Source organism: Gordonia araii NBRC 100433 (assembly GCF_000241265.1).
Classification (GTDB): Bacteria; Actinomycetota; Actinomycetes; order Mycobacteriales; family Mycobacteriaceae; genus Gordonia; species Gordonia araii.
Genome location: NZ_BAEE01000045.1, coordinates 1 through 19,878 on the forward strand (window position 1 = coordinate 1; position 19,878 = coordinate 19,878).

Annotated in this window: 21 protein-coding genes; 3 read left to right on the plus strand and 18 right to left on the minus strand. The window is 68.9% G+C overall.

Annotated elements, in window-relative coordinates:
• The coding region (locus GOARA_RS20560) for an MspA family porin (RefSeq protein ID WP_245548380.1) at window positions 1-181 on the minus strand (181 nt) is incomplete at its 3' end.
• 411 nt (window positions 182-592) lie between these two features.
• On the opposite strand from GOARA_RS20560, the gene GOARA_RS07440 reads away from it, so the two are divergent.
• Complete coding sequence (locus GOARA_RS07440) at window positions 593-1,327, plus strand: DUF6796 family protein (RefSeq protein WP_007321723.1); 735 nt, start codon at window positions 593-595, stop codon at window positions 1,325-1,327.
• 216 nt (window positions 1,328-1,543) lie between these two features.
• On the opposite strand, the gene ccsB is transcribed toward GOARA_RS07440, so the two are convergent.
• From ccsB to GOARA_RS07475, 7 genes are all read right to left on the minus strand, one after another.
• Entirely contained in the window at window positions 1,544-2,518 is a 975-nt protein-coding gene (gene ccsB, locus GOARA_RS07445; RefSeq protein ID WP_040522209.1) for a c-type cytochrome biogenesis protein CcsB, read from the minus strand.
• 14 nt (window positions 2,519-2,532) lie between these two features.
• On the minus strand, window positions 2,533-4,185 hold the full coding sequence (resB, locus tag GOARA_RS07450; protein WP_373277736.1) for a cytochrome c biogenesis protein ResB: 1,653 nt from the start codon (window positions 4,183-4,185) through the stop codon (window positions 2,533-2,535).
• Between the two features lie 2 nt (window positions 4,186-4,187).
• Window positions 4,188-4,997 (minus strand): cytochrome c biogenesis CcdA family protein, encoded by an 810-nt coding sequence (locus tag GOARA_RS07455; RefSeq protein WP_007321726.1) that lies wholly within the window; start codon window positions 4,995-4,997, stop codon window positions 4,188-4,190.
• Window positions 4,994-5,590 carry a TlpA family protein disulfide reductase gene (locus GOARA_RS07460; protein WP_007321727.1) on the minus strand — a complete coding sequence of 199 codons (597 nt, stop codon included), beginning with the start codon at window positions 5,588-5,590 and terminating at the stop codon, window positions 4,994-4,996. Before GOARA_RS07460 ends, GOARA_RS07455 begins: the two co-directional genes overlap by 4 nt.
• 2 nt (window positions 5,591-5,592) lie before the next feature.
• Window positions 5,593-6,261, minus strand: coding sequence for a histidine phosphatase family protein (locus GOARA_RS07465; RefSeq protein WP_007321728.1), 669 nt, complete (start codon window positions 6,259-6,261; stop codon window positions 5,593-5,595).
• A 12-nt stretch (window positions 6,262-6,273) separates the two neighbouring features.
• Complete coding sequence (gene hemL, locus GOARA_RS07470; RefSeq protein WP_040522184.1) at window positions 6,274-7,608, minus strand: glutamate-1-semialdehyde 2,1-aminomutase; 1,335 nt, start codon at window positions 7,606-7,608, stop codon at window positions 6,274-6,276.
• Between the two features lie 72 nt (window positions 7,609-7,680).
• Window positions 7,681-8,571, minus strand: coding sequence for an SGNH/GDSL hydrolase family protein (locus tag GOARA_RS07475; RefSeq protein ID WP_245548381.1), 891 nt, complete (start codon window positions 8,569-8,571; stop codon window positions 7,681-7,683).
• Between the two features lie 71 nt (window positions 8,572-8,642).
• Between GOARA_RS07475 and GOARA_RS07480 the strand changes: the two genes are divergently transcribed.
• Together GOARA_RS07480 and GOARA_RS07485 are read left to right on the plus strand one after the other, a co-directional pair.
• Entirely contained in the window at window positions 8,643-10,622 is a 1,980-nt protein-coding gene (locus GOARA_RS07480) for an acyl-CoA dehydrogenase family protein (RefSeq protein WP_007321731.1), read from the plus strand.
• Window positions 10,623-10,647: 25 nt separating this feature from the next.
• Window positions 10,648-11,505, plus strand: coding sequence for a hypothetical protein (locus GOARA_RS07485; RefSeq protein ID WP_007321732.1), 858 nt, complete (start codon window positions 10,648-10,650; stop codon window positions 11,503-11,505).
• Between the two features lie 75 nt (window positions 11,506-11,580).
• On the opposite strand, the gene mce1N is transcribed toward GOARA_RS07485, so the two are convergent.
• From mce1N to GOARA_RS07535, 10 genes are read right to left on the minus strand one after another with little or no spacing between them, the layout of a single operon-like run.
• Entirely contained in the window at window positions 11,581-12,186 is a 606-nt protein-coding gene (gene mce1N, locus GOARA_RS07490; RefSeq protein WP_007321733.1) for a transport-regulating membrane protein Mce1N, read from the minus strand.
• Window positions 12,179-12,895: a hypothetical protein gene (locus GOARA_RS18900; RefSeq protein ID WP_007321734.1), complete on the minus strand. Its 717-nt coding sequence runs from the start codon at window positions 12,893-12,895 to the stop codon at window positions 12,179-12,181. The genes mce1N and GOARA_RS18900 overlap by 8 nt, the downstream gene beginning before the upstream one ends.
• 45 nt (window positions 12,896-12,940) lie before the next feature.
• The gene (locus GOARA_RS18905; RefSeq protein ID WP_007321735.1) at window positions 12,941-13,495 is read right to left on the minus strand and encodes an SRPBCC domain-containing protein; all 555 of its coding nucleotides are present in this window, start codon (window positions 13,493-13,495) and stop codon (window positions 12,941-12,943) included.
• A gap of 3 nt (window positions 13,496-13,498) precedes the next feature.
• Window positions 13,499-13,810, minus strand: a complete 312-nt coding sequence (locus tag GOARA_RS07505) for an ArsR/SmtB family transcription factor (protein ID WP_007321736.1) — start codon at window positions 13,808-13,810, stop codon at window positions 13,499-13,501.
• Window positions 13,811-13,870: 60 nt separating this feature from the next.
• Window positions 13,871-14,854 (minus strand): porphobilinogen synthase, encoded by a 984-nt coding sequence (hemB, locus tag GOARA_RS07510; protein ID WP_007321737.1) that lies wholly within the window; start codon window positions 14,852-14,854, stop codon window positions 13,871-13,873.
• 18 nt (window positions 14,855-14,872) lie between these two features.
• Complete coding sequence (locus tag GOARA_RS07515; protein ID WP_007321738.1) at window positions 14,873-16,519, minus strand: bifunctional uroporphyrinogen-III C-methyltransferase/uroporphyrinogen-III synthase; 1,647 nt, start codon at window positions 16,517-16,519, stop codon at window positions 14,873-14,875.
• A 42-nt stretch (window positions 16,520-16,561) separates the two neighbouring features.
• Window positions 16,562-17,491 carry a hydroxymethylbilane synthase gene (hemC, locus tag GOARA_RS07520; RefSeq protein WP_007321739.1) on the minus strand — a complete coding sequence of 310 codons (930 nt, stop codon included), beginning with the start codon at window positions 17,489-17,491 and terminating at the stop codon, window positions 16,562-16,564.
• The gene (locus tag GOARA_RS07525; protein ID WP_007321740.1) at window positions 17,488-18,843 is read right to left on the minus strand and encodes a glutamyl-tRNA reductase; all 1,356 of its coding nucleotides are present in this window, start codon (window positions 18,841-18,843) and stop codon (window positions 17,488-17,490) included. The genes hemC and GOARA_RS07525 overlap by 4 nt, the downstream gene beginning before the upstream one ends.
• Before the next feature lie 7 nt (window positions 18,844-18,850).
• Window positions 18,851-19,507, minus strand: a complete 657-nt coding sequence (locus tag GOARA_RS07530; RefSeq protein ID WP_007321741.1) for a redox-sensing transcriptional repressor Rex — start codon at window positions 19,505-19,507, stop codon at window positions 18,851-18,853.
• A gap of 53 nt (window positions 19,508-19,560) precedes the next feature.
• Window positions 19,561-19,809: a glutaredoxin family protein gene (locus GOARA_RS07535; protein WP_007321742.1), complete on the minus strand. Its 249-nt coding sequence runs from the start codon at window positions 19,807-19,809 to the stop codon at window positions 19,561-19,563.
• Window positions 19,810-19,878: the final 69 nt, after the last annotated feature.

Sequence of the window (19,878 nt, forward strand, 5' to 3'; positions counted from 1 at the left end):
CCTGAAACCCACTACTGACGGTGCCCGCGTTCACCGGGATCCGACTGGCCCCGGTGATCGACACACTGCCCCGCAACGTCAGGAAACCCTCGCGGGTCCACGGGCTCTGATCCAACGGGGGAACACTACGCACCCGCTCCCGCTTCTTCGACAGTTTGATCCGCCACCCGTCCTCAGTCACCCGCACAATCGAGCGATCAGCAAACGAGTTCGCGGCCTCGGCATGGCTCGGCACCGAGACTCCCAGCCCAGCGGCAGCGACGACACCTATCAACACGGCGGCGCGCAATCTCCCCCTCATGAACACACTTCTCCCCTGCGATAACAAGCATTGGTCGTATCGAATCCTGTCATACCGTTCACCATCTCGCATCTTGGGGGAGGTTCTCGAATACGGTTGTCGCGACGTTTGCCTAGCTCAGGGATAGTGTCAGCGGGATCAGAACAGCAAGATTGACCGGGATTGGCGATCCCATCGCATTCGAAACAGCAAATACCGTCAAGAGCGGCCATCTGGCCCGATCCGACCCTCTCTCCGTTGGCCACACGTCGCGGCCTCGCCGCCGTGGCGCTGTGAAGTTAGGGTGGCCTTATGAATCTGCGCCGCGACTACCGCCCTACTCCCTCGTCAATCAGCGCGATCGCCGGAGCTATCGCCTCGGCCTCATTCGCCGTCGGCGACGTTCTACTGCTCGGCAAACGCGCGACGCCCGACGATCGCCGGTTGCTGCGCGAGCAAGAAGATGTACATCCCTCGGCCGCCACGCTGATGGCGGTCGGCCCACAACGTTCCCGAGCGGGAGCATTGTTCGGCGTGATAGCCGCTCCGCTGCACGTCGTGTCGGCCTGGAGCATCTACGACGCGCTCAGCCCCGGAGGAACCCGCCGCGCGGCGCGGGTCGCGGGAACCTACGCCGCCGCGATGGCCTGGGTCGGATATATCCACGGAACGTTCTACCCGTGGGCGGCGGCCTTCAACGCCGCGGACCGGGCAGAACCCGGGTCGACGCAGCGTGCCGAGGCACTCGCCGAGGCGAGCCGAATCGAACGATCCATCGAGATTCCGTACACCGCCTTCGCCCTCATCGGCGGGGCGGCTGCGCTCGAGACCACGGCACTGGTCGCGCTGGGGAAATCCCGGTTCCCGCGCTGGGCCGCACCGCTGGTGACCCCGTTGGCCCCGACGGCCGCGGTCATCGCCGCGACGCGCGTGTTGCCCGCGAAGCCGGGGCATGTCGTCAGCGGCGCGAGCCTCAGCCTGGGAATGCTGGCGGCGAACGCCGCGGCGGCGTGGATCAGACGGCGCCCCGAGAGTGCGGCTGAGTGAGCGAGCATCGCAGGTCACCGTGGTCTCGATACGAATCCTCGCCTTGCGGCTCGGATTCACTCGACCACCCATAGACCCTGCGGCTCGCAACTTGCCCGACCACCCATGAAGCCCGACGGCTCGCGACTTGCTCGACCACCCATAAACCCTGCGGCCCGAACTTGCCCGACCACCCATAGCGTCGGGCCGAGGCCCCGCGCGGACCTACCAACCCGATCAGACTCCAGCGTAGGAGTGCAATCCCGAGACCACCAGGTTGATGGCGAAGAGGTTGAACAGCACCGACGCGAAGCCGATGACGTTGATGACGGCGGCGTTGTTGCGCCAGCCTGCCGTCGCGCGGGCGTGCAGATAGGCCGCGTAGATGACCCAGCTGATGAACGAAACGGTCTCTTTGGGGTCCCAGCCCCAGAACCGGCCCCACGCGGCCTCGGCCCAGATCGCACCGCAGATCACGCCAAGACTGAACAGCGGGAAGGCGAAGATGACGCAGCGGTAGGCGATGCGGTCGAGACGGTCGACGGCATCCTCACCGAAAATGCCGAACCGCTGAGCGAGCAGGTAGAGGATGCTCGCGACGCCGGAGACCAGCAAGACTCCCGAGGCGATCGAGATGATCGAAACGTGGATGATCAGCCAATACGACTTCAGCGCGGGAACGACCGGCGCCGCGTCGGTGTAGAGGAATCTGAGGCCGATGAAGAGCAGCACAACGACCACCAGCGACACGAACCCCAGGTATTTGCGATTCGCCGGCTCACGCAGCGCCACAACCCCGCCGATCATGCACGCGAGGCTGGTGAGCGAGATGAACTCGAACATATTGCCCCACGGCATGCGGTCGGTCGCGATGCCGCGGGTGACGAGCGAGGCGAAGTGGGCGATGATGCCGACAACCGCGACGGCATAGCCCATGTTGGCGAAGACCTGACTGCGCGGACGCCGCTGTTCCTCCACGACGCGACCGGGGGTGTTGTCGCCGGCGGCTACCACCGGAGCCCCTGCCCCGACCAGCTCGCGCGCCGCCGAGACCCGCTGGCCGGCGAAGCGGTCCAGCGTCGCGGCATATGCCGCGATCAGCAGCAGAGTAGCCAGCGCGTACACCCCGACCGCGGTGCCGTAGAGCACCTGGGAGTATCCGGCAACGGTCTCATCGATGTGGACCGTCACTTCCCCGGTATTCGCCAACATCTGGTTCACGCCAGTCACCTCTTACCGTCCGCGCCCTTCACCAGGTCGCGCGCCTGCTCAGCGAAGCCGTCGCCCCAGCCCGCGGAGTCGGTGCGGGCCAGACCGGCCACCTCTACTACCGTACGTCGTTGCCCGTCCGGACCGTCATCGACCACCCGAATTCGGGCCCACACACGACGACGCTTGACCAGCAACGAGACCAGCAGGCCGGCAACCATCACGATCGACGACACGAGGACCCACACCTGCGCCGGATCGTGGGACACCTGCAGCGAAACCCAGCGCTGATAGCCGTCGAAGCGCACCGTCGTGCCGTCGTCGAGACGAAGCACACCGCCGGGTTTGAGATTGGCCTGTCCGACGCGGCGCAACTGGCCGCTGTGCATGAGCGACGTGTCGAGCGCGTACGTGTTCTGCGGGCGGCCCGAGTCCAATCCGGTGTCGCCGCGGTAGACGCGGATCGCGACGTAGGGGTCCTTCGGGATCGGCGACGACGACGAGAGCAGGGTCCCGTCGAACTTCGCCGACGGCGCGAAGATCCCTTCGACGCCGATCTGGTTCTGGCGGCGCGCCTTCTCGGCGGGGAACATTCCAGCGGGCGGGTCGACGCGCATCGCCCCCGACGACAGCATCGTCGACATCTCGTCCGGTGCGAACGGAACCGTCTGGGTGCGCTGCTGTCCGTCGGGGAAGGTCACCGTCATCGTCGGCGCGAAACCGTTGCCGAGTACGTACACGCGGCTGCCCGCCAACCGCAGCGGTTCGTTGACACGAACCCTCGTCAGCGGCCAGGTGTCCGGGTCGGACGTCGCCGCGCCGGGCGTGTACCGCATCTGCGCCGTGTACATGTCGGGCTGCCCGTTGGGCAGGAACGTCGCGGTGAACTCGTCGACGCGGATGCAGAACGGCTCGAGGTCGGTGCCGTCGATGAGGCGGCCGGCGCGGAACGAATCGTAGACGGCCGTCGAGGTGTTGCACATGGCCTGCTCGCCGTCGGCGACGAGACCGCGCGTGCCCTCGTAGCCGTACATCTTTCCCACGGCGACGGCGATCAGCAGGCTCAGCAACGCGAAGTGGAAGACGAGGTTGCCGAATTCGCGCAGATAGCCTTTCTCGGCCGAGACCTCGTAGGTGCCCGCTTTACTCTGCTCCGGCCGGTAGATCGTGCTCCGCCAGCCACGCAGGTTGGTCTGGATCCGTTGCGCCAACTCGTCGGGGCCGACATCGCCGTCGACCTCGACCTCCTCGTGTCGCGGCATCCGAGCGAGATTCCGCGGCACCGGCACCGGACGGGCGCGCAGGCTGGCCATGTGCTCGGCCAGCCGCGGCAGCAAACAGCCCACCAGCGATATGAAGAGCAGCACGTAGATGGCGGTGAACCAGCTGCTCGCGAAGACGTCGAACAGCTGGAGCCGGTCCATCCACCGCCCGAGCGCGCCGTGCGTGTCGATGTACTCCTGGGTCTTCGACTCGTTGAGCGGCCGCTGCGGGAGAAGCGCGCCGGGAATTGCCGCGGCCGCGAGCAGGAAGAGCAGCGCGAGCGCGGTCCGCATCGATGTCAGCGACCGCCAGCCGTTGCGCAGCGGCGCGACGACGTAGCGCTGCAGCACCGACGGCGAGGCGGGCCGTACGGGCTTGTCGTCGGCGGCGGGCGGGGTGGTCGTGATGCTCACAGCAGCAGCCCCGCATCCGGGGCGAACCGCGTCTGCAGCCAGACGACGAAATGCTCCCACGCCCCGGTCAGGAGCGCGAAGCCGACGATGATGAGTGCGATCCCGCCGATGATCTGAATGGTGCGGGTGTGGCGGCGCAGCCACCCCCAGCTGCGCACCGCCCACGTCGAGGACAATGCGAGCACGACGAAGGGGATGCCGAGTCCGGCACAGTAGGCGATCATCATCGAAACGCCCTTGGTCGCGGTCGCCCCCTCGGTGCCGGTGACCATGGCGGTGATGGCCACCAGCGTCGGTCCGAGGCAGGGCGTCCAGCCGAGCGCGAACACCGCGCCCAGCAACGGCGCGGCGAACACTCCGAGACGCCGGCCGGTGACCCGCTCGGTCGACACGCGCCGCGTCGTCTGCAGCGCCGGCACCAGACCGATGAACACCAGGCCCATCAGGATGGTCACGAACCCGCCCACGATCTGCAGCGGACGTCCCCCGGTGCCGTGAAAGCGGTCGGTGATGCCGAACACGGTGGCCATCGCCAGTACGAACACCACCGTGAAACCCAGCACGAACAGCATGGCGGCCAGCACGACGCGACGGCGTCCCTCGCGCGCCTCGGCTTGCGACTCGGCGACGGTGACCGCCGGCGACTGCGCGCCCACCAGCCCGGCGAGGAAGGACAGATAGCCGGGAACGAGGGGCACGACGCACGGCGACGCGAACGAGAGGAAGCCGGCGACCACGCAGGCTAGGAGCGCCAGCAGCAGCGGACCGGAGGTCGCTGCATCGGAGAGAACATTGGCGCTGGTCACTTCTCGGCGAGCACCTTCTCGACCGCTTCTTTGAGCTCGATCGCTTCGACCGCCCGCAGGTACACCACAGCGGGGCGGTGGTCGCGATCGAGGATCACGGTCGTCGGCACGACCGACGTCGGCGTGGTCAGCGCGGCCAGATGCGCGCCGGAGAAGTCGTAGATCGACGGGTAGTCGATGCCGCGGTCGGCGACGAAGTCCCGCGCGGTCGGCCGATGGTCGCGCAGATTGATGCCGAGGAAGGCCACTCCCCTGTCGCGGGTCTGGTGGAACGTACGCAGCAGCAGGTCCGCTTCACCGCGGCAGGGCCCGCACCACGACCCCCACACGTTGACGACCACGACCTTCCCGGCGAAGTCCGTCAGCGCCACCGGCTTGTCGGTGACCAGCTCGGGGCCCGAAAGCGGGGCGACCGGCTTGCGCTGCGACGGCTCGTAGGTGATGACGGTCTGCCCGCCGGGCGAGACGAACTGCCACGTGTCGCCCTGGCGCACGGCATCCTTGCCCGTCCCGCACCCGGCCACGACCGCCACCCCCACCACTCCGGCGAGGATCGCGGCGAGGCGCCCGCGGCGCCGGGTACGAACGGCCATCGTCAGGCCCCCGTGATCAGCGGATCCGACGCGCCGGCCGGCTCGGAGTAGACGATGTCGATCAGGGCGTCGCCGTCGTAGATCAGGCTGGTCACCGAGGCCAGCGAGCACTGGCGACGACGAGGGTCGTGCCACAGTCGCTGGCCCTCCAAGAACCGCCGCAGCGTGTAGACCGGCAACTGGTGGCTCACGCACACGACCTCGTGTCCGCGCGCGGCGTCGCGCGCGGTCGTGGCCGCGCCCAGCATGCGGTGCGCGAGCTGGATGTAGGGCTCGCCCCACGATGGCGTGAACGGGTCGCGCAGCTTCGGCCAGTGCCGCGGCTTGGACAGTGCGCCGTCGCCGACGGAGACCTTGAGCCCCTCGAAGACATTGTCGGACTCGATGAGGTCCTCGTTGGTGACGATCTCCAGTCCGTGCGCCGCCGCGATGGGCGTCGCGGTCTCCTGGGCGCGCTGCAGCGGCGAGGCGAAGACGGCGGCGACGTCGTGGTCGGCCAACGAGTCGGCGACCGTCTGGGCCTGCACCCGCCCAGTCTCCGACAACCGGAATCCGGGCAGGCGTCCGTACAGGATCCCGTCGGGGTTGTGCACCTCGCCGTGCCGCATCATGTGCACGACCGTGTGTTGCCCGGTGCGCACACCACTGCTCCGAATGGCCTTATCGCTCATCAGGTTCGGGTCCTACTCCCCGCCGGTGGCGGATGCGGCCGCGGCGGCAGCACCAGGCAGCGCAGCGGCAATGGTTTCGAAGGCATCGTCGTCGAGGGCGGTCGACACGAACCAGGCCTCGAATGCGCTCGGCGGCGCGTAGACGCCCGCGTCGAGCAGCGCGTGGAAGAACGGCGCGAAGCGGAACGTCTCGGTGGCGCGCACCTGTTCGTAGTCGGTGATCGGCATCGACGAATCGGTGAAGAAGACGCTCAGCAGGTTGCCGGCGAACTGCACGCGATGCGCGACCCCCGCGGCGGTGAGCGCGTCGCTCAGCAGACCGCCCAGCCGCTGCGCGTTGGCGTCCAGCACGGCGTACGCGGCGGCGTCGGCGGTGCGCAGCGTGGCCAGCCCGGCGGCGACGGCCACCGGGTTCCCCGACAGTGTGCCCGCCTGGTACACCGGACCGGCCGGAGCCAGGTGGCCCATGACGTCGTCGCGACCGCCGAAGGCGGCGGCGGGCAGGCCGCCGCTCATCACCTTGCCGAAGGTGTAGAGGTCGCCGCCGATGCCCTCCAGACCGAACCACCCGGCCGGGCTGACGCGGAAGCCGGTCATCACCTCGTCGATGATCAGCAGCGTGCCGTTGTCGTCGCAGAGTTTGCGCAGGCCGGCGTTGAACTCGGGCAGCGGGGCGACGGCACCCATGTTCCCCGCGGCGGCTTCGGTGATGACCGCGGCGATCTGGCCGTCGTGCTCGGCGAAGGCCGCGGCCACGGCGGCGAGGTCGTTGTAGGGCAGGACGATGGTGTCGTGCGCGCTGGCACCGGTGACGCCGGGCGAGGTCGGCAGCCCCAGCGTCGCGACGCCCGAGCCCGCTTCGGCGAGCAACGCGTCGACGTGGCCGTGGTAGCAGCCGGCGAACTTGACGATCTTGGCGCGGCCGGTGAAGCCGCGGGCCAGGCGCACGGCCGACATGGTCGCCTCGGTGCCGGAGTTGACCAGCCGCACCTTCTCGACGGGGTCGACGCGGGAGACGATCTCCTCAGCCAACTCGACCTCGGCCAGCGTCGGAGCGCCGAAGGAGAGGCCGCCCGTCGCCGCCGAGCGCACGGCGTCGACGATCGCCGGGTGGGCGTGCCCCAGGATCATCGGGCCCCACGAGCACACCAGGTCGATGTAGACGTTGTCGTCAACGTCGGTCAGTCGACAGCCGCGGGCGGACGAGATGAACCTTGGGGTGCCTCCGACGGCGGAGAAAGCGCGCACCGGAGAGTTGACGCCTCCGGGGATCACCCGTTCCGCGCGGGTGAACAGCCCGGCCGATGCGGTGGCGCCAGGCGCACGGCGATCGGGGCTCACAGTCACGACCTCCAGTGTGGCAAACGTGCTCGCCAAACCCCAATTCGCCTTAGGCGCATGTAAGGTTCGCCACTGGCCTCAGCCGAGGGCCGCCAGCACCGCGCCGGCCATCGCCCGCTGCCCGGCGGCGTTGGGATGCACGGTCGTCCGGATGCGGGATCCGCGCAGTGGTTCGATCCAGCGCTGATCGGGTGCCGCACACGCGTCGTGCCCGGCCGAGGCGCGCCACAGGTCGACGAAGGTCGCGCCGTGGGCACGGGCGGCGCCGGCGATCGCCCGGTTGAGCGACTCCTGCAGTTCGTTCAGGTAGGCGACGTCACCGGTCGCCAGCGGCATCGTCGGGTAGCAGCCGGTCCGCCGGGGCAGAAGTCGCGGATAGCCGACGACGAGGATCCGCGCCCCGGGTGCACGGCGGACGAGGAGTCCGATCGCCTCGCGCAGCGCGGGCCCGGTGGTCTCGTCGACCTCGTCGTCGAACTGGGCGCCGTAGCCGCGCCGGCACGGATCGCCCGCGAGGTCTTGCTGGGCGATCTCCACGCATCCGGCCACGGCATCGGCGAACAGCTTGCCGTCGTTGCCGCCGATCATGATGGTCACCAGTTCGGTCGCCGGGCCGAGCGCCTCGACCTGGGGCGGCACTCCCTGGTACTGCTCGACGGTCAGATTCGCCGTCGTCGCACCGCCGCACGAGACGTCGGCGAAGTCGGCAGGGGCGATGCCGCGTCGTTGTGCGACGAGCCGGCCGAAATTGCGCTGCGACCGCAGGCACATGGCCGGCGAATCCTCGACGATCGGGTCGATCCCAGAGCCGGCCGCGAAACTGTCGCCGAGGTGCGCGTATCGCACGCCGTCGGCCGACGGCGCCGACGAGGGGGACGACTCGGCCGCACCCTCGCGGCCGCCACAGCCGACCGCGCCGGCCAGGAAGCACAGCACTCCCATCGCCGCCACCGCACGTCGCCACGTCACGTGTTCGAGATTAGGTCGTCCGACGCAGGGTTAGGCCACCCCAACTCGCGTTAGCGCATACGGTAGAGCCCATGGCTGCCGAAACGGACACGACGACACCCGACCAGACCACCGACGATACCGTCGACCAGACCACCGTCGACGGCGTGCGCGCCGCGCTGGACGGCCCCTGGAAGGCCACCCGCGACGAATTGCGCGAAGCGCTTGCGCGCACCGACCTGCTGCCCGACCCGTCGCTCGATCTCGGACCGTCGCGCGCCAAGATCCTCGCCGAGATGAAGGAACTCGCCGCCAACAACTTCGCCGCGGCCGGTTTCCGCACCGAGCACGGAGGCACCGGCGACGTCGGCCAGGCGATCGTCGGCATCGAGATGCTGGGCTACGCCGATCTGTCGCTGATGGTGAAGGCGGGCGTGCAGTGGGGTCTGTTCGGCGGCGCGGTCGAGAACCTCGGCACCCAGCGCCACCACGACCGCTACGTCAAGGACCTGATCAATCTGGACCTGCTCGGCTCCTTCGGCATGACCGAAACCGGTCACGGCTCCAACGTGCAGGCCCTGGAGACGGTCGCCACCTATGACCCGGAGACCCAGGAGTTCGTGATCAACTCCACGACCGAACTGGCCCGCAAGGACTACATCGGCGGGGCGGCCGAGCACGCAACGGTGTCGGCGGTCTTCGCTCAACTCGTCACCGGCGGACCCGGCGAGGAGCCGCACAGCCGTGGTGTGCACTGCTTCTTCGTGCCGTTGCGCGACGAGAAGGGCAACGACCTGCCCGGCGTGACCACGTCGGACTGTGGCTACAAGGGCGGTCTGCGCGGCGTGGACAACGGCCGCATCATCTTCGACAACGTTCGGATCCCGGCAGAGAACCTGCTGAACCGCTACGCCGACGTCGCCCCCGACGGCACGTACTCGTCGCCGATCGAAAGCGACAACCGGCGCTTCTTCACGATGCTCGGCACGCTGATCCGCGGTCGCGTCTCGGTCGGGGCGACGGCCGGCGCCGCTGCCCGCAAGGCGCTGACGCTCGCGATCCGCTACGGGCTGATCCGCCGCCAGTTCGAGGCACCCGACGGCACCCACGAGATCGCGATCCTCGACTACCGCGCCCACCAGCGGAAGCTGCTCCCGTTGCTGGCGAAGTCCTATGCGCTTGCCTTCGCGCAGAACGAGCTGACCGCCGAACTGCACGACGTTCAGTCGCAGGACCCCGACGGGGTCGACCCGCACCGTCAGCGCCTCCTGGAGAGCTGGGCCGCGGGACTCAAGTCCTACGGCAGCGGGCACGCGAGTCACACGATCAACGTGTGCCGCGAAGCGTGCGGCGGTGCCGGTTACATGGATGAGAACCAGCTGCCGATCCTGCGCGGCGACATCGATGTATTCACCACCTTCGAGGGCGACAACACCGTGCTGACGCAACTCGTCGGCAAGGAACTGCTCGGTGTGTACAGCGAGGAGATGCGCGGCCTCAACGCCGCGGGCTGGGTGAAGTTCGTCGCCGGCATGGTGGGCGATGTCGTGGCGGAGAAGACGGCGGTCCGCCAGGTCGTGCAGACGCTGCTCGACTCCTCCGACGAGAACCCCGACAGCTCCGAACTCACTGAGCGCTCCACGCAGATCCGCCTGTTCCGCAACCGCGAGGAGCACCTGCGGCGCACCTGCGCACAGCGCCTGCGCAAGGCGGCCGACGCCGACGACCCGTTCACCGTGTTCAACGACGCACAAGACCACTTGCTCAAAGCGGCGACGGCCCACATCGAGCGCCAGGTCCTGGAGTCGTTCATCCAGGCGATCGAAGACACCGACTCGCGCTCGGCAGCCGAACTGCTCGGCAAGGTGTGCGACCTGTTCGTCTACTCCGCGCTAGAGGCGGACCTGTCGTGGTTCCTCATGCACCGCCACGTCTCGGTGGAGCGGGCCAAGGCGATCCGCCGCGGCGTCAACGAACTGTGCGAGGATCTGCGCCCCCACGCGCGCACCCTCGTCGACGCCTTCGGCATCCCCGAGGAACTCCTGACGGCGCCGATGCTCGTGCACGGGTAAGAGTCTGCGCGAGAGTGCCGAGCCGATGTGTCGCTATACGGTCCGAGCGCTCGGCACTTCGGACCGACTGCACGACGTTCAGGGTTGGGAGGGGATCCGGGCCAAGGAGAAGCAGCTCGTCTGGGTCTACGTCTTCTTCGGCGTGATCGCTGTGGCGGCGCTCGTCGTCGGAGTCGACGCGGCGGTGCACACGCGCTACCTTGCGGCGGCCTGCTTCGTCGCGGCGGCGGGTGCGGCAGTGGCGCTGCTGGCCATGACTTCGATCGTGCTGGTCTTCCGGCGCCGGACGAGCCCGCGACTCGAACGCGATACCTCCGGCTCCTTCTTGGTGGATTCCGGCCGCAGCCACGTTGGCGCTTGGGCGTTCTTCTACCTGCTGTCGGCGATCGCGGCCGGCCTTGCCGCCGTAGGTATCGCCACCGGCCGCATCGACTATGACTCCGCGTCGGCGATGAGCCGCGTCGTCGCCTGGTCGACACCGGTGCTGGCGGTTCTCGCTACGACGACGGTGGTGTATTACTTCCTCGGATTCATCCGTTTCCCCCGGGTCGAGGCCACCGCCAAAACGCTATCGATCGGCGGCTACCGGGCGCGCGAAACGGCGGCGTGGACCGATATCGCGGCCATCGACGCGATGCTCCACAAGAACAACGCCGGGATCGCCTTGCGGCTCGTCGACGATGCCCGGGCCGACGTCGACGTCTTCTTCCCGGGGCCGTTCGCCCCGACGCCCGATCGATCGATGACGGTACCCCTCGATGTCTATGCCACCGGCACGCTGCCGCTGCTGACCCTGCTGCGCTTCTACCTCGATCACCCCGAGGCTAGAAGCGAACTAGAGGACGGCAGCGCCCACAGACGACTCCGCGACGGCGAGATCTAGCCCAGATACGCGAGAGTGCCGAGCGGATGTGTCGCTATACGGTCCGAACGCTCGGCACTTCGGCCGACAGGCCGGCTAGAGGCCCAACTGGACCGCTAGGTGGGCCTCGGTGAGTTCGGTGCGCAACCGATCCACGTCGCGGGCCCAGGCCTGGGCGAGTTTGCCGTTGGTCGTCTTGATCCCGATCCCTTTGCGGCCGCGCGGTACGCCGGGAAGCTCGCCGAGAGCGGGAGCCTTCTCCCACTCCTTCGTCTCGGTGCCTTCGTTCGACGGGTAGATGGTGTCGATGTCGGCGAGGTGGAGTCGGCGTTCCCCGCACCGCAGGGTCTTCTCGGTCAGCTCGACGCTCACGTGGCGGCGTGCCGCGGTGATCCACAGGTACATGAAGCCGGTGATGATGACGAAGAAGATGCCCATGACGACCCAGTGCACCTGCCCCGGCCCCATGGCCTCCATGATCAGGATCGATCCGATGAGGACGGGGCCGATAGCCATCGGCCACCACGCCGCCCCCGGCTCGGCGTAGAGCACCTCGCCGACGTCCTCGGGTATCGGCGTCAGGCCGTCGTCGGCCGCATCCTCGTCCTGCTCTGCCTCCGACGACGACTCGTCGTCGAAAGCGTCCTCGTCGAACGATTCGTCCTCGGGCCGGCCGTCGGCGCCGCTTACTGCCTCACTCACGACTGCCTCCCGGCGTCTCGGGTGGCTGCGCCCCACTGGGCGGCGTTGTTCCGGGCTGCGGCGACCCTGGTTGCGACGGCCCTGTCTGAGGCGCCTCCGGCTGCGCGGGACCGTATTGAGGCGTCCCGTACTGCGGTGGCTGCCACGGCTGCTGCCACGTGCCGGCAGTCGGTAGCGCCGGCGCCTTGGCGGCTGTCCGGAATTCGGCCATCTCCCGGCAGTAGGTGTCCGCGTCGCGCCGCATCAGGCACAGCAGCGCCCCGGCGGCACAACCACCCGCGATGATCTGCGGTGCCTGCGTCCACGACGAGGCGCCGCCGAACGCCATGATCGCTCCGACGACGACGTAGGCGCTCAACCCGGCCAGGATCAGGCGGCCCCAGTTGTATCCGGAGCGGGCGAAGTACATCGCGGCGAGGGCGATCGTCGCCCCGATCAGCACGGTCACGATCGATATCGCGACGATCACGCCGGTGTTGGTCATCAACTCCGCCGACCTGCGCACCGATTCGCTCGCGTCTTTGGGCAGCGTGTTCCGGCGCTCGATCATCGCGTCACGGACCACCGGATAGCTCCCGAGCTGGGCGACGGCCATCGCCGCGATCACCACCAGCCACAACTCGGTCGCGATGGCGATGGAACTGGCCAGCGTCGGCCGCTTGGGCGGCTCGGGCCACGATCCGCCGGCGACGGGTTGGGGAACGCTCATTCCTCCAGGCTACTGATCTCCGTCGGCGGTGGAAGCCCTTGGGTCCTACACGTGGCTGCTGCCGAACGCGTCGGCGTAGCGACGCTCCAGAGCGTGCACTTCCGACGCCGGGGGCATGCCGACCGGTTCGGCGTCTAGGGCGGCGGCCAGTCGGTCGAGGCAGACGTGGTAGCCGGCGGCCGGGTCCTCGACCCCGGACACGTCGGGGGCCGCACCGAGCCAGACGGTGAAGACCAGCACGGTGCCGTCACCGTCGGGGGTGAGCACGTAGTGAAGCCGTTCGGTGTCCCACCGGAATTCGAGCTCGTGCGGAGGATTCCACGTCACCAGCTCGCCGTGGAGCACCGGTGGCAGCCCCGTCATCCCCATTTCATCGGTCGCGTATTCGACGGTTTCTGGCCAGAACGTGAAAGTCAGGTCCGCACCGGGGCGGCCGAAACCCGCGATGTCGGTGGGAAACCACTGCCGGAGGCTGTCGGATTCGGTCAGCGCGCGCCACACCTTGGCCACCGGATGCCGCAGCACGCGCTCGTACCGGATCCCGACGAGATCGCCGTCCCGCTGGATCTGCCCGAGGTGTTCTCGTGCCGTATTCGTCATCGCTCACTCCATTTCGTCGAGGTGTTCGGCCAAGGCGTCGAGACGGTCCGCCCAGATCTCACGGAAGGGCGCGAGCCAGGTTTCGACTTCGCGCAGCGCTCCCGGGGCGACGGAGTAGTGCCGCCGCGTCCCGTCGACGCGGACCGCGACCAGCCCCGCGTCATCCAGCACCCGCAAATGCTTGGAGACACTCGGCTGCGCGACCTCCAGTTCGCCGACCAACTCGCCGACAGAGCGTTCGCGGCCCCGGAGTGAATCGAGAATCCGGCGACGGGTCTCGTCGGCGATCACGGTGAACACGTCTCGCTCGGCCATGCAGTCAAGTATTCCCCGCCAGGAATATGCCTGTCAAGGAATATAGCTCGCGATCTCCGCTCAGCGGAGCCAGCCGGCGGCTTCGGCCGCCCAATACGTCAGGACGATCGTCGCCCCGGCCCGGCGGATGGACGTGATCGACTCGAGCACCGCAGCACGTCGGTCGATCCACCCACGCTCGGCGGCGGCGCTGATCATCGAGTACTCGCCGCTGACCTGATACGCGGCGACCGGGACGGTGGTGTGGTCGGCGACGTCGGAGAGCACGTCGAGATAGCCCATCGCCGGCTTGACCATCACCATGTCGGCGCCTTCGGCGAGATCGAGTTCCAGCTCGCGCAGCGCCTCGGTACGGTTCGCCGAATCCTGCTGATACGTACGGCGGTCACCGTCGAGCGAGGAGTCGACCGCGTCGCGGAAAGGCCCGTAGAACGCTGACGCGTACTTCGCGGTGTAGGCGAGCAACGCCGTGTCGGTGAACCCCGCGTTGTCGAGCGCACCGCGGATCGCCGCGATCTGGCCGTCCATCATGCCGCTGGGCCCCAGCACGTGCGCCCCGGCCCGTGCCTGTGCGACCGCCATCGCCGCGTACCGCTCCAGCGTGGCGTCGTTGTCGACGCGGCTGTCGTCGTCGAGCACGCCGCAGTGGCCGTGGTCGGTGAACTCGTCGAGACACGTATCGGCCATCAGGACGGTGGCGTCGCCGAGGTCGGCCCGCACCGCCTCCAGCGCACGGTTGAGGATCCCGTCGACACGGTCGGCACCGGAACCGACGGCATCCTTGTCGGCCGCGCGGGGCACGCCGAACAGCATCAGTCCGCCGACACCGGCGGCGACGGCCTCCTCGGCCGCGGCGCGCAGCGAGTCGATCGTGTGCTGCACGACGCCGGGCATCGAGGCAATCGGCTTGGGCTCGGCGAGCCCGTCGGCGACGAACATCGGCAACACCAACTGCCGCGGCGCCACCTCGGTCTCGGCGACGAGCCGGCGCATGGCGGCGCTCGACCGCAGGCGGCGGGGGCGGATGGTCGGCTTGTCGGTCACGTCGTCGAGTCTAGAAACCTAGGACCGCGAGCGGCGCGACTTCTTGCGCGGCGGAGGCAACGCGCCTTCGGCGCGCAACCGTGCGGCGTGCGCGGCAAGCGCCTCGACCAGGTCCGGGATGGACGCGGTCTCGGGCCGCACGTCGACGCGCAGACCGAACTCGGCCGCGGTCTCGGCGGTCTTCGGCCCGATGCAGGCGACAATCGTCCGAGCGTGCGGCTTACCCGCGATTCCGACCAGGTTGCGGACCGTCGAACTCGACGTGAAGCACACCGCGTCGAACCCGCCGGTCTTGATCATCTCGCGCGTCTCGGCGGGCGGCGGCGCGGCGCGCACCGTCCGGTAGGCGGTGACGTCGTCGATCTCCCAGCCGCGCTCGCGCAATCCTTCGGCGAGGGTTTCGGTCGCGATGTCGGCGCGCGGCAGCAGGACGCGGTTGACCGGGTCGAACACCTCGTCGTAGGGCGGGAAGTCCTCCAGCAGGCCCAGCGACGACTGCTCGCCGGAGGGCACCAGCTCGGGTTCGATGCCGAATGCGCGCACGCGATCGGCGGTGGCCTCGCCGACGCAGGCGATCTTGACGCCGGAGAACGCACGGGCGTCCAGGCCGAACTCGGCGAACTTCTCCCACACGGCGCGCACCGAGTTCGTCGAGGTGAACACCACCCACTGGTAGCGGCCGTCGACGAGCCCCTTGACGGCGCGTTCCATCTGCGCCGGGGACCGCGGCGGCTCCACCGCGATCGTCGGAACCTCCTTGGGGATCGCACCGTGGCTGACGAGGCGCTCGCTCATGTCGGCGGCCTGTTCCTTGGTGCGCGGCACCAGCACGGTCCAGCCGTACAGCGCGCGCGACTCCCACCAGGAGAGCTTGCCGCGCTGGTTGACGACCTTGCCGACGGTGAGCAGCAGCGGTCCGGTCAACTCTCCGCCGCGCTCGGCGGCGGTTTCCAGGGTCGCCTCGATGGTCCGCTGGGCGCACGTGGTGCCGTTGACGGTGATGGCCACGGGCGTCGACGCCGAGAGCCCGTGCTCGATCAGCGCACCGGCCGCCTCAGCCAGGTGGCTCGCCGTGCCGTGCAGGACCAGCGGCGCTGGGGCCGCGGCCAGGCCGGCCCAGTCGACGTCACCCCGCACGTCGGCGACGGTGTAGCCGGATCCCAGCGGCATCCCCGCGTAGCTCGGCACCACCGCGGCGGCGGGCAGCCCGGGCAGCACCTCGAATTGAACGACGGTGCGCGCCACGGCGGTCACCTCGGCCAGGACCGCGTTGGAGGTCAGGGGGTCGCCGGCAACGACGCGAACGACGTCGATGCCCGTCTTGGCGGTGGTGACGAGCGTCTTGGCGACATCGGCGGGATCGCCGAGGGCCGGATGAACGCTGACCGGATCTTCAACGGCGTCCTCGGCGGCTTCGCCCTCGTCGCCGGCCTCGACCGGATCGGGCTGGCTCGCCTTGGTGCGGCGTGTCGTGGGGGCGACCTCGGGCCGGTGCACCGATCCGATCAGATCGACGACGCCCGGCGGGACGTCGGGATCGATAAAGGCGGTCGTCGCGTTGGTCAGCACGCTGCGTGCGCGCACCGTCAACAGGTCCGGGTCGCCGGGACCGGCGCCCACGAACAGAATCCGCCCCGGGGTGACCTTCTTCGTCGTCCGGCTCATCAGTCGCACTCTCCTACCCCTCGCGGGGTGGTAGTTCGTCTGCTAGGCCAGAAGCGATGCGGCTCCTGACTCCAGCATTTCCGCTGCGAGCGCGCGCCCCACGTCCACCGCCTGCTCGATCGGTCCGACCGCCGAACTGCGGATCACATCGGATCCGTCTACGGCCGCGACCGCCGCGCGCAGCGACAGTTCGAGGAAGATCCGACCGTCGTCGTCGAGTGACTCGACGACCTCGGCGTAGGCCCCGACCGGTGCGGTGCAGCCGGCCTCCAGGGCCGCCAGCAGCGCGCGCTCGGCATCGACCGCGGCACGAGAGGACGGATCGTCCAACGTGGCGAGCGTGCTCACCAGTTGGGCATCGTCAGCGCGGCATTCGACGGCCAGTGCGCCCTGGGCCGGTGCCGGTAACAGCACCACCGGGTCGAACGCTTCGGCGATGACCTCTGTCCTGCCGATGCGAGCCAACCCGGCCCGGGCGACCACGACTGCGTCGAGTTCACCGTTGGCGACTTTGCCCAACCGAGAATCTAGGTTGCCTCTTAGGGGGCGGATTTCCAAACCGAGACCCGATGCTCTAAGCTGTGCCACCCTTCGCGGGGCAGACGTCCCGACCGTCGACCCCGGCGGCAGCTCCCCCAACACCCGGTTTCCGGCGCTGACCAGCGCATCTCGCGCATCTTCACGGGGCGGAACGGCCGCGATGACCAGGTCGGATTCCGGTGCTGTCGGCAAATCTTTGTACGAGTGCACGGCGACGTCGATTTCGTCGTTGCGCAGTGCGATGCGCAGCGCTGTGGTGAACACCCCGACGCCGATCTCGGCCACCGGGGCGGCCGACAGGTCGCCCTCGGTCTTGATGATCACCAGCTCCGCGGCGTGGCCGGCGTCGGTCAACGCCTGCGCAACGTGCCCGGCCTGCGTGGTGGCCAGCAATGATCCGCGGGTTCCGATGCGCAGCACCGGTGATGTCATGGGTGTCCGTCCTGCTTCAGCACAAGCGCCTCGACCTCCGGGGCCGACACCGACTCGGCCGCACCGGGACGCAGTTCGAACAGCTCGCGCAGCGCTTCGGCGTACTGGTCGCCGCCGGCCGTTGCCGCGAGCTGCTTGACCCGCACCGTCGGCGCGTGCAGCAGTTTGTCGACGACGCGGCGCACGGTCTTGGCGACCTCGTCGCGCTCCTCCTCCGACATCTCCGGCAAGCGCGACTCCAGTCGCAGGATCTCCGCTTCGACGACCTCGCTGGCACGCTGGCGCAACGCGGTCACCGTCGGCGTGACCTCGGCGCGGCGCTGGGCGGCCAGGTAGTCGGCCAGTTCGGCGGCGACGATGGCTCGGGCACCGCGGATGTCGTCCTCGGCAGCCTGGGTCTCCGAGTCGCCGCGCAGCCCCTCGATGTCGATGAGTTCGACGCCGGGCAGGCGGCCGGCGGCCGGGTCGACGTTGCGCGGCAGCCCGAGGTCGCAGATCACCAGCGGGGTCGCAGCGGTGCGCGCGGCCAGCGCGTGGTGAACTTCGGCGACGCTCACCACCGAGCCCACCGAGCCCGAGCAGGTCATCATCACGTCGGCGCCGGCCATGGCGTGGGTCAGCCCGTCGATGCCGACCCCGAACGCGGTAATGCCCGGATGGTTGGCCGCGACGTTGTCGGCCAGCCGCTGAGCCTTGTCGATGCTGCGGTTGACGATCGTGATCTCCTGGACCCCTTCGCGTGCCAGGTGCACCGCGGACAGCCCGCCCATCGCGCCGGCGCCGAGAACCACGCCGCGGCGCAGCTCGCCGCCGCTGGCGGTCAGCACGCTGCGGGCGCGGTGCAGGGCCACCGACACCACGGAGGCGCCGGCCCGGTCGATCCCGGTCTCGGAGTGCACCCGCTTGCCGACGCGCAGCGCCTGCTGGGCCAGCTCGTGCAGCACGCGCCCGGCCGTGCGGTGCGCGTCGGCGCTGGCGTAGGCGCCGCGGATCTGGCCCAGGATCTGCTGTTCCCCGACGACGAGCGAGTCCAGCCCGGCAGCCACGGTGAACAGATGCTCGGCCGCCGCCTCCGAATACCGCACATACGCGTGCGCGGTCATCTCGTTGATGGTGAGCCCGGAATGCTCACCGAGCACCTGGCCGACTGCCTCCAGGGCGGGGTGGAAGGCATCGACGACGGCGTAGATCTCGATGCGGTTGCAGGTGGAGACGACCATCGCCTCCGACATCGTTGGCGCGACCAGCAACCGATCCACGATCTTGGGCCGATCGTGCTCGGAAATGGCCAATCGCTCCAGCACCCCGACGGGGGCGCTGCGATGCGATACGCCGAACAACAGCACACTCACAACGAGCTCACCTTTTTCCGGCCGCTGCGAACGACAGCAGCTGTAGTTCCAAGGCTAGGTCAATCTGCCGGATGGACACACCATCTTGCGGACTTAGCGACACTGGCGTGACATTGAGGATCTGCTGCACACCGGCCTGCGCGAAGGCGTCGCAGACCGCTTGCGCGTCCTCGTCGGCGGTCGCGATCACGCCGATGTCGAAGGGTTCGCCGTCGGCCCCGGTGGCGCCGATCTCGTGCAGCGGCGCGATGACCGGCCCGTCCGGGTCGAGCCGGGTTCCGATCAGCGCGGGATCGTCGTCGAAGAGCGCCCCGAGGGAGAACCGCGGGTCGCCGGAGGTGTGGGAGATCAGTGCGCGTCCGAGCGAGCCGACACCGGCCAGCGCGACGACCTGGGCGCTGTCGCTGTGCAGCGCCATGGCGACGGTCGCGATCAGCTTGTTCACGTGGTAGCCGACACCGCGCACGCCGTGCCCGCCGACGTAGGAGAGATCCTTGCGCAGGATCAGCGCGTTTACGCCCGCCGCCTTCGCGAGTTCGGCGCTGGAGATGACGGTGTCGCCGCTGGCTGCTCGGTTACGCAGCGCGGTCAGGTAGGTCGCCAAACGGGCGACCGACGGGCCTGGAATCTTGGCCGTCGGTCTGCTGGGAGACAGCGACGTCATTGCTCCAGGGTATCTGGCACGATTCCGGGCACCGGATGCAGGTGCGGCAGCGGCTATTTCAGGAGATCGGCGCGCAGGCGCGGCTCGTCGACAGTCCAGTAACTGTGCTCGGCACCGTCGAGCAGGATGACGGGCAGGCGATCGCCGTATTCGGCCCGTAGTTCGCGGTCGCCGGCGCCGGCCCGCTCGTCGACGTCGACCTCGTCGAACCCGTGCCCCAATTCGCCGCATATCCGCTCCAGGTCGGAGCGCGCGGCCGCACAGGCACTGCAGCCGGCCCGAGTCAGCAACACGATTCTCATGTCACGCTCCTCACCCCCACCAGTCTGCCATTGCGGCTAATCTTGACTTGCCAGCCGCAGCGACCACCG

Coding starts and splice junctions, on each gene's coding strand:
- GOARA_RS07440 (WP_007321723.1), top strand. CDS start 593: ATGAATCTGCGCCGCGACTACCGCCCTACTCCCTCGTCAATCAGCGCG.
- ccsB (WP_040522209.1), bottom strand. CDS start 2,518: ATGTTGGCGAATACCGGGGAAGTGACGGTCCACATCGATGAGACCGTT.
- GOARA_RS07460 (WP_007321727.1), bottom strand. CDS start 5,590: ATGGCCGTTCGTACCCGGCGCCGCGGGCGCCTCGCCGCGATCCTCGCC.
- GOARA_RS07465 (WP_007321728.1), bottom strand. CDS start 6,261: ATGAGCGATAAGGCCATTCGGAGCAGTGGTGTGCGCACCGGGCAACAC.
- GOARA_RS07480 (WP_007321731.1), top strand. CDS start 8,643: ATGGCTGCCGAAACGGACACGACGACACCCGACCAGACCACCGACGAT.
- GOARA_RS07485 (WP_007321732.1), top strand. CDS start 10,648: ATGTGTCGCTATACGGTCCGAGCGCTCGGCACTTCGGACCGACTGCAC.
- GOARA_RS18900 (WP_007321734.1), bottom strand. CDS start 12,895: ATGAGCGTTCCCCAACCCGTCGCCGGCGGATCGTGGCCCGAGCCGCCC.
- GOARA_RS18905 (WP_007321735.1), bottom strand. CDS start 13,495: ATGACGAATACGGCACGAGAACACCTCGGGCAGATCCAGCGGGACGGC.
- GOARA_RS07505 (WP_007321736.1), bottom strand. CDS start 13,810: ATGGCCGAGCGAGACGTGTTCACCGTGATCGCCGACGAGACCCGTCGC.
- GOARA_RS07515 (WP_007321738.1), bottom strand. CDS start 16,519: ATGAGCCGGACGACGAAGAAGGTCACCCCGGGGCGGATTCTGTTCGTG.
- hemC (WP_007321739.1), bottom strand. CDS start 17,491: ATGACATCACCGGTGCTGCGCATCGGAACCCGCGGATCATTGCTGGCC.
- GOARA_RS07530 (WP_007321741.1), bottom strand. CDS start 19,507: ATGACGTCGCTGTCTCCCAGCAGACCGACGGCCAAGATTCCAGGCCCG.
- GOARA_RS07535 (WP_007321742.1), bottom strand. CDS start 19,809: ATGAGAATCGTGTTGCTGACTCGGGCCGGCTGCAGTGCCTGTGCGGCC.